This window comes from Arsenophonus nasoniae DSM 15247 (assembly GCF_000429565.1).
GTDB lineage: Bacteria > Pseudomonadota > Gammaproteobacteria > Enterobacterales > Enterobacteriaceae > Arsenophonus > Arsenophonus nasoniae.
On the sequence record NZ_AUCC01000042.1, the window covers coordinates 22105 to 30320 of the forward strand.

10 protein-coding genes are annotated in these 8216 nt (G+C 37.1%); 6 read left to right on the forward strand and 4 right to left on the reverse strand.

Annotation, left to right across the window (positions count from 1 at the left end; all coding sequences use genetic code 11):
• Window positions 1–82 precede the first annotated feature (82 nt).
• The 5 genes from G468_RS0110190 to hemW are packed head-to-tail and all read left to right on the forward strand — an operon-like array spanning window position 83 to window position 3969.
• Window positions 83–766, forward strand: a complete 684-nt coding sequence (locus G468_RS0110190) for a YggS family pyridoxal phosphate-dependent enzyme (protein ID WP_026823038.1) — start codon at window positions 83–85, stop codon at window positions 764–766.
• 45 nt (window positions 767–811) lie between these two features.
• On the forward strand, window positions 812–1633 hold the full coding sequence (proC, locus tag G468_RS0110195; protein ID WP_026823039.1) for a pyrroline-5-carboxylate reductase: 822 nt from the start codon (window positions 812–814) through the stop codon (window positions 1631–1633).
• Window positions 1634–1650: 17 nt separating this feature from the next.
• Window positions 1651–2232 carry a YggT family protein gene (locus G468_RS0110200; protein WP_026823040.1) on the forward strand — a complete coding sequence of 194 codons (582 nt, stop codon included), beginning with the start codon at window positions 1651–1653 and terminating at the stop codon, window positions 2230–2232.
• Window positions 2233–2252: 20 nt separating this feature from the next.
• Window positions 2253–2846 carry an RdgB/HAM1 family non-canonical purine NTP pyrophosphatase gene (rdgB, locus tag G468_RS0110205; protein ID WP_026823041.1) on the forward strand — a complete coding sequence of 198 codons (594 nt, stop codon included), beginning with the start codon at window positions 2253–2255 and terminating at the stop codon, window positions 2844–2846.
• Window positions 2839–3969, forward strand: a complete 1131-nt coding sequence (hemW, locus tag G468_RS0110210; RefSeq protein ID WP_026823042.1) for a radical SAM family heme chaperone HemW — start codon at window positions 2839–2841, stop codon at window positions 3967–3969. Before rdgB ends, hemW begins: the two co-directional genes overlap by 8 nt.
• 65 nt (window positions 3970–4034) lie before the next feature.
• On the opposite strand, the gene G468_RS0110215 is transcribed toward hemW, so the two are convergent.
• The 4 genes from G468_RS0110215 to glsB all read right to left on the reverse strand — a co-directional run bounded on the left by G468_RS0110215 (window position 4035) and on the right by glsB (window position 7567).
• Complete coding sequence (locus tag G468_RS0110215; protein WP_026823043.1) at window positions 4035–4673, reverse strand: hypothetical protein; 639 nt, start codon at window positions 4671–4673, stop codon at window positions 4035–4037.
• A 152-nt stretch (window positions 4674–4825) separates the two neighbouring features.
• Window positions 4826–5419, reverse strand: coding sequence for a hypothetical protein (locus G468_RS0110220; protein WP_026823044.1), 594 nt, complete (start codon window positions 5417–5419; stop codon window positions 4826–4828).
• Between the two features lie 451 nt (window positions 5420–5870).
• Window positions 5871–6596, reverse strand: a complete 726-nt coding sequence (locus G468_RS0110225) for a DUF2884 family protein (RefSeq protein ID WP_026823045.1) — start codon at window positions 6594–6596, stop codon at window positions 5871–5873.
• A gap of 38 nt (window positions 6597–6634) precedes the next feature.
• Window positions 6635–7567 carry a glutaminase B gene (gene glsB, locus G468_RS0110230; RefSeq protein ID WP_026823046.1) on the reverse strand — a complete coding sequence of 311 codons (933 nt, stop codon included), beginning with the start codon at window positions 7565–7567 and terminating at the stop codon, window positions 6635–6637.
• A 406-nt stretch (window positions 7568–7973) separates the two neighbouring features.
• Between glsB and G468_RS22920 the strand changes: the two genes are divergently transcribed.
• The coding region (locus G468_RS22920) for a transposase zinc-binding domain-containing protein (RefSeq protein ID WP_211229663.1) at window positions 7974–8216 on the forward strand (243 nt) is incomplete at its 3' end.

Sequence of the window (8216 nt, forward strand, 5' to 3'; positions counted from 1 at the left end):
TATAATAAACTGTTACTCATGGCCGCGACAATGAAATTATGCTTTTATCTTTTTTACTTTTTTATTTAACATCTGAATTTTTATGAACACAATTCAACAAAATCTGGTTAATGTCAAAAATCGCATTATACAAGCGGCCAATAAATATCATCGATTGCCAGAAGATATTACACTGCTTGCCGTCAGTAAAACTAAATCATGTGATGCAATTCAAGAAGCTATCGATGCGGGGCAATATCAGTTTGGCGAAAATTATCTGCAAGAAGGGATAGAAAAAATTGCCTATTTTAGGCATAAACAGGATTTAATATGGCACTTTATTGGCGCACTACAATCCAATAAAAGCCGTTTGGTAGCTGAGCATTTCGATTGGTGTCATACTATTGATCGATTAAAAATAGCACAACGATTAAACAATCAGCGTCCGATAAATAAAACACCATTAAACGTACTAATCCAAATTAATATCAGTGATGAAATAAGTAAATCAGGTATTGCGCCAGAAGAATTAGATAAATTAGCGGCTGAAATTGTCTTGCTGCCAAACTTAAAATTACGTGGTTTAATGGCAATTCCAGCACCAAATAATGAATTGAGCCAACAGATATCAATTTTTCGCAGTATGGAAAATTTATTTAACCAGTTAAAAAAACAATATCCAAATATTGATACACTTTCCATGGGTATGACCGCTGATCTTGATATAGCAATTGCTTGGGGTTCAACATTAGTCAGAATTGGCACAGCTATTTTTGGTTCCCGATAATGAATTAATTTGCCAATCAAGGCGATCAGTAAAAGGAGCAATATAATGCAACAGCGAAAAATTACCTTTATCGGCGCTGGGAATATGGCTCATGCGATTATTACAGGATTAATTTCAGCTGGTTATCCGGCAAATTACATTACAGCATGTTCTCCCACGGCTACAAATCGTGATCTTCTGGTAAAAAAATATGGTATAAACGGAAAAAGTGATAACAGTGATGCAAGCAAGCATGCAGATGTTATTATTCTTGCTGTTAAGCCTCAGATTATGGAAACTGTCTGTCAACCACTAAAAGAACAGGTTAATTTTGCCAATAAACTGGTTTTGACAATTGCCGCAGGAATTCCGGTGAAACGTTACCAACAATATCTCGCACCTAACATAAATTTGGTGCGTGTTATGCCAAACACACCATCATTGGTTGGCCAAGGTGTTAGTGGATTGTATGCGATGGATTGTGTATCAGAGGATGATAAAACCTTTGCTACAGAACTAATGGCAAGTGTTGGTAAAGTTTTCTGGCTGACTAACGAAGCGACAATTAATGATATTATTGCCGTTACTGGTAGTGCACCCGCTTACTTTTTCCTATTTATGGAATCAATGCAACAGGAGGCTGAACGACTTGGTTTTGATAGTAAAACAGCAAGAGAGCTGGTTTTATATACCGCCCAAGGTTCTGCTGCCCTGGCGGCTAGCAAATCAGATCTTTCTTTTGCGACACTAAGAGAACAAGTAACCTCTAAGGGCGGGACTACAGCTAAAGCCTTAGAGCAGTTTTATCAAGCTAATTTACCTCAAATTGTTACCAACGCCATGCGTGCCGCAATCCGTCGCGCTGAAGAAATGGAAAAACAATTTTGATCTTTCAGGATAATTAAATGCAATTTTTAACTTTTATCGTACCAACTATTATTCAACTATACATTATTATTTTATTACTCCGCGTGTGGATGCAATGGGTCAGAGCAGATTTCTACAATCCATTCTCTCAATTTGTGGTCAAAGTTACTCAACCGATAGTAGGCCCCTTGCGTCGCTTGATTCCTGCCGTCGGTGCGATTGATACAGCAACTTTATTAGTCGCCTATATCCTCACCGTAGCCAATATTCTTTTTTTCATGTGGGCAACTAATACGCTTGCTTTAATCAGCATAACGCTACTACCTATTAGCTTTATCCAATTATTAACCTATGTTGGCAAGTTAATTTTTTGGCTGATTTTGATTCGAGCTATTCTTAGCTGGATAAGCCAAGGCCGCAATCCTATTGATTATATGCTTATGCAATTAACCGAACCTTTGATGTCACCTATTCGTCGAATCATTCCTGCTATGGGTGGATTAGATTTTTCAGCCATGATAGTAATGCTGATCTTGATCGCATTAAATTATCTACGTTTGGATATCCTGCTATTTATTGATCCGACTATTACCAGCATACTTTTTCAGTTGGCTATTTGATGTAAGGGTGAACAAACTTGATGCAAAAAGTGGTATTAGCAACGGGTAATGCCGGCAAGGTATGTGAATTTTCTGAACTATTAAAAGAGTGTAACTTAAATATTATTGCTCAAACTGAGTTAGCGATTAGGGCGATTGAGGAAACTGGGTTAACTTTTATTGAAAATGCGATATTAAAAGCACGTAACGCAGCAAAAGTCTCTGGTTTAGCAGCCATTGCCGATGATTCAGGCCTTTCGGTTAATGCGCTAAATGGGGCGCCTGGTATCTATTCAGCTCGCTTTGCGGGTGAAAATGCCTCGGACGAAGAAAATTTGCATAAACTATTATCCGTCATGAAAGATATTCCGGATAACCAACGTCAAGCTCAATTCAATTGTGTACTGGTTTATCTCCGCCATTTTGCCGATCCAACACCGATTATATGTCACGGTATATGGCAAGGTGTGCTAACCCATGAACCCAAAGGTAGCAACGGTTTTGGTTATGATCCGATTTTTTATGACACCAAATTAAAACTTACCGCAGCGCAATTAACCAAAGCACAAAAAAATGCACTCTCTCATCGTGGGCAAGCATTAAGAATGTTATTAGGATCTTTAACTAATGCTTAAATTACCTCCATTGAGTCTGTATGTTCATATCCCTTGGTGTGTGCAAAAATGTCCTTATTGTGATTTTAATTCACATGCACTAAAAGGTGAGCTACCCCAACAAGAATATGTCACACATCTTCTAACTGATCTGCAAGCTGACCTTGCACAAATAAAGGGCCGTCAAGTTAATAGTATTTTTATTGGTGGAGGTACCCCCAGTCTACTCGACGCTAAGGCGATGCAATCTTTGCTTGATGGTATACGTCAAAGATTATTATTAGCATCTGATGCCGAAATTACCATGGAGGCAAATCCTGGCACCGTTGAGGCTGATCGTTTTAGCCAATATCAACAAGCGGGCATTAATCGGATTTCTATTGGAGTACAAAGTTTTGCGGCCGATAAACTCACCAAACTAGGCAGAATACATGGCCCCGAAGAAGCTATCCAAGCCGCTTCTCTGGCATCAGCATTAAATTTACGTAGTTTTAATCTTGATCTGATGCATGGCTTACCTGATCAGACACTTGAACAAGCCCTTTCTGATCTACAACAAGCAATTGACTTATCTCCGCCCCATATTTCTTGGTATCAATTAACGATTGAACCGAATACCCATTTTGGCTCCTGCCCACCGATACTCCCTAATGATGATGCACTATGGGATATTTTCTCTCAAGGGCATCAGCTACTTAATAAAGCCGGATATCAACAATATGAAATATCTGGTTATGCCAAGCCGGGCTATCAGTGTCAGCACAATTTAAATTATTGGCGCTTTGGCGATTATTTAGGTATTGGCTGTGGGGCACATGGAAAAATTTCTTTTGCCGATGGCCGTATTTTGCGAACAATGAAAACAAAACATCCCCGTGGCTATATGACAGGTCAATATCTCTATCAACAACAAGGGGTAAACCAATCAGATAGGCCTTTTGAATTTTTTATGAATCGCTTTCGCCTACTTGAAGGAGTAGCAAGACAGGAATTTATTGATTACACCGGATTAGCGGAGAATGTCATTCGCCATCAACTTGATAAAGCCTTGGAGCAAGGTTATATCACAGAGACAAAATCGCACTGGCAAATCACCGAGCAAGGCAAATTATTTCTTAATTCCTTGTTAACCTTATTTCTATAAAGTCATTTACATCCCATATAACGTGGGATGTAAATAACAGTACATTATTCCACAGCACTGATAAATTATACTTTCTTTTCTAATATAATATTTCTATGCCTGTTATCTGTATCATTGATATTAGGTTGAGGAATACCCAATAGTATACCCAATGTTAGCCCAGTGTCGGAAATCGTCTGCTTATGTAGCGCTTGCGCAATTTGCGGATCCTGTAAGTTGTAATCAGCTTGGGTCAGCGACTGAATGAGATCCATTGCAATCACATGTGCAATATTACGTAACATAGGATCCTGTTCAGTGCGGTATACGGATGAAAAAAGCTCGTACAAATTATTATAATCTTTATTTTGCAATGCCTGTTTTAAACCTTCCCCTCTCAATTCACCTAACGTTACAGTTCTATTGGAAAAAACTAAATCACCAGTCTTAAAATGTGCAACAAATTCTCTCGATATAGAATCTGGTTCAGGATTAGGGATATCTTCAATTGCAAGTAAATTTTTACAGCTATAATTAGTATCCTCTAAACTGTTCGCGAGTTGCTGTTGTTTTTCTTTACCATCAACTGCACATTCAATAACAGTACCAATACAATGTTCGAGGGTAAAAATATCTGGAGAAGAAGCTAATATAAACCGATTAAATGCTAGATTTGCACTAGCGACACAAAATTGGCTATAAGAAGTTTCTGGCTTGTCAATCACAGCGTCGGATTGATAAATATTGTGTTGTCCAATCTTGAATTGATAGCTCCATTGTTGATCTTCATTTGGGGGATTAATGTTAACCGTAAAATCAAATCGTTGTTTAGGTTTAGCAAACTGAATTAACTGTTCAAATTTCTGTAATCGTTCATTTAGTGCAATATCATCCGATGATGGATGATGGATGATGGATGATGGATGATGGATGATGGATGATAAATTTGAAATAATTTTTCTAATGCCTGCGACTTCATTTCATCTTGAAAAAAATCGTTAACCTGTTCCAATAACTCGGCATTTTGTCTTATAAATTGACGATGTTCCATCTCTGTTTTAACTGAGCAAAAACTATCATAGGAGGTTTCTGCCTGATCAGGGATCATATTGGATTGATATATATTGTATTGGCCAATCTTGAATTGAAAACTCCATTCTCTAGCTTGATTAGGGGGATTAACCTCAACAGTAAACTTTGTTTGTTGTTCTGATTTGGCTAAATCAATCAATCGTTCAAATTTCTCTAGTTGTTTATTCGGTGATGCATCATGGCGTGCTGGTTGATTAATTTGATCAAACAATGCCTCTATTGCTTGCCGCTTCACACCACCTTGAAAAAAATCTTTAATCCGATCCCATAATCCCATATATTGTGCTTCAGCCAAAGTTTCTGCATTCATAACACGATTAAGGCGACTTTCATTAAAGTTATAATTGTGATTATGACCTAGGTTTAATATGGTAGACATGAATTGTGCTCCTATCAAAGCCAAACTTTTTTAGTCATTTATTTCCTATAACAGGCTTATCAATTAAGTTTCATACTTAGTGATGTCTTTTTTATTGACATTAAGCACTAACAAAAACAGTCTATTTAACGATAAGTGTTACTATCTTTAATAAATTATTTCATTTAATAGAATAGAGATATCAGGGTATAGCCTGATTTTTATCAGATAGTTAATGTTTCATGGTGTAATGAACAAGCTAGTAAATTTACTCTTTTCTCATTAAAGAACTTGATTGAAATCTAGCAAGAAAAATTTGCGGCAAATTTAACCTGACTAAAACCTGCAACAATAACAGGTAAAAACCAGATTAAATTCTATTTGATTAGCATAAATCGCGATTAAATTACGCCCTCAATTTAATCATGACGGGGTTAAATTGTATGGTTGAAATAGATGAGAGCTTAAAAAACTATTTCAAATTATTTAATAGATCAATACGAAGCTGCTCAATATGGGCAATCTTTCGACAAACCTGTTGACCAAACTGGCGAAAATTATCTTCCTGTTTTTTCCATTCTAATTCTAAATCCTGCTGTAAACCGCTTAACCCACCCAGCAAATTTTGTAGCGACTGATTTGCATCATTACCTGTTAATAATTGTCTACGTCCCATTTCATTAATACTATCTTGCAATATTCCACCTAAACTTTCATTGAGTAAAACACGGCTATCAGCTTCAATCGTTTTTAACCTCTGATGATGAAAGATTAGACTATCAGCGCGTTGTTCGATAACCTTATCTATCTGCTTATTCAAATTCTGTTTTAGCACATTTAAGCGATTTCTCACTTGACTGTCTTGTCCCATCACCCGAACAACCAGCTTATCGAGTATTTGCTTAGCTTCAGCTAATTTTTGCGCTGTATGCTGTCTTATCCACGGCAACTCCTTACGCACCTCTGTTTGATAATCAATAGCTTGTAGTCTCTGCTTCGCGGTTAATGGTATTACTTTATCATTCAATCTAACGCCACCATCAGGTGTGATCTGTAAATTACCACTGGCACCTTTCACCTGGATATGCTGTTTGGTAATAATAATGTCATCCTTAAGCTTTGTAGAACATTGATGCCCTTCAGCCACAGCAAAAGTTGCCATCAGTAATGTACAAATAATTAGTAAAATACGTAACATATCTTCTCCTGTAACCCGCTGCTTTATATTGCCATATACTAAAAAACAGAGCGGCCTATCCGTTGGGATAATAACTCTAAGGCAGCGCAACCAGCCAAAGAGTTCCCTGATTTATTCAATTCAGGTGACCATACCGCTACGGTAAAAGCATTAGGCACAACACAAATGATGCCACCACCAACACCTGATTTACCCGGCATACCGATACGAAAAGCAAATTCACCAGAACCATCATACATACCACAAGTCATCATAAGGGCATTAATTTGTCGGGCTTGGATTGGTGTGATGATCTGATCATTATTCAATAATCTTCCATTATTAGCTAAATAATTAAAACATTGGGCCAATTCCACACAATTCATGCTTAGCGAACAATAATGAAAATAAGTTTCTAATACTGCTAAAACATCACTCTTAAAATTACCAAAAGATTTCATTAAATAGGCAATCGCTGCATTACGATTCGCATGCTCCATTTCCGAGCGCGCCACTTGGTTATCGTAACCAATATCCGATTGACCGGTAAGTGAACGGACAAATTCCAGCATTCGTTGCTTGGGCGTGCTAAATCGAAACTGCAACATATCTGTGATAATAATCGCCCCGGCATTAATAAAAGGATTCCTCGGTATGCCCTTTTCCATTTCTAACTGTACCAATGAATTAAACGGTAATCCTGATGGTTCCTTGCCAACCCGACACCAAATTTCATCTTCCCTGTAACGGGTCATGGCTAGGGTAAGGCCAAGTACTTTTGAAATTGACTGAATAGAAAAACGCTCATATGCATCACCGGCCGAAAATATTTCTCCTTCAATAGTACAAACAGCCATAGCCAAATGGTGATTCGCTACTTCTGCTAACGCTGGGATATAATTTGCTACTTTTCCTTGTCCAATTAGAGCACGAACTTGCTGTAAAATATCTATGAGTAATGTATTAGAAAGCGTTGTGTTTAAAGTTTTCATGTCTTAATACTATCCGATATTATTTTTATTTCCTATAAATTACCATGATAAAAATATAATCTATTTATTAGGTTAATTTTTATCTATTTTCTCTTTATGCTTAAAATTCAACCAATTGATGATTAAAAAATTTAATTAATTTCAAAACTCATAATTATCAAGTGTTTATTATACTGTAAAATATCACTTAGTTAAGTTAATGACAAAAAAAACATTTAACATTAACTATAATATAAAAAACATAATAAAATTTTAACTTATAATATAACATATAAGCACCCAACATTAAGCATCATTAAAATTAATTAATCAATTTAATGAACATAAGCACGCCTTTGGCGTGAGCATCGCGGCAAAGGCGCTCTATTTCTAGGCAATTCCCTTCTCGTCTTTTATACTCTGCTCTATGTACATCCCCAGACCTGCAAAACTGCTATTTCAATACGATGACGGATGGAACCTTTTCATCGAAAATAATCACGTAGATGAATGGCAACTACTCTCTGTCGAAAAGATGCTCGCCTGCAGCACCTGCGCTATGGGCGTTCGCCGTTATTGCTGTTCTTCACCTGAATGCTCTCATTCACGCTTCTTTTGTCAAACCTGTAAATCCAAAGCCTGCAGTGCGTGTGGCCTCAAAGGCACCGAA

What these genes read in the sequence shown, in the direction of transcription:
- G468_RS0110220 (WP_026823044.1), bottom strand. Translation starts at nt 5,419, where the DNA reads ATGTCTACCATATTAAACCTAGGTCATAATCACAATTATAACTTTAAT.
- rdgB (WP_026823041.1), top strand. Translation starts at nt 2,253, where the DNA reads ATGCAAAAAGTGGTATTAGCAACGGGTAATGCCGGCAAGGTATGTGAA.
- glsB (WP_026823046.1), bottom strand. Translation starts at nt 7,567, where the DNA reads ATGAAAACTTTAAACACAACGCTTTCTAATACATTACTCATAGATATT.
- G468_RS0110225 (WP_026823045.1), bottom strand. Translation starts at nt 6,596, where the DNA reads ATGTTACGTATTTTACTAATTATTTGTACATTACTGATGGCAACTTTT.
- G468_RS0110190 (WP_026823038.1), top strand. Translation starts at nt 83, where the DNA reads ATGAACACAATTCAACAAAATCTGGTTAATGTCAAAAATCGCATTATA.
- G468_RS0110200 (WP_026823040.1), top strand. Translation starts at nt 1,651, where the DNA reads ATGCAATTTTTAACTTTTATCGTACCAACTATTATTCAACTATACATT.
- proC (WP_026823039.1), top strand. Translation starts at nt 812, where the DNA reads ATGCAACAGCGAAAAATTACCTTTATCGGCGCTGGGAATATGGCTCAT.
- hemW (WP_026823042.1), top strand. Translation starts at nt 2,839, where the DNA reads ATGCTTAAATTACCTCCATTGAGTCTGTATGTTCATATCCCTTGGTGT.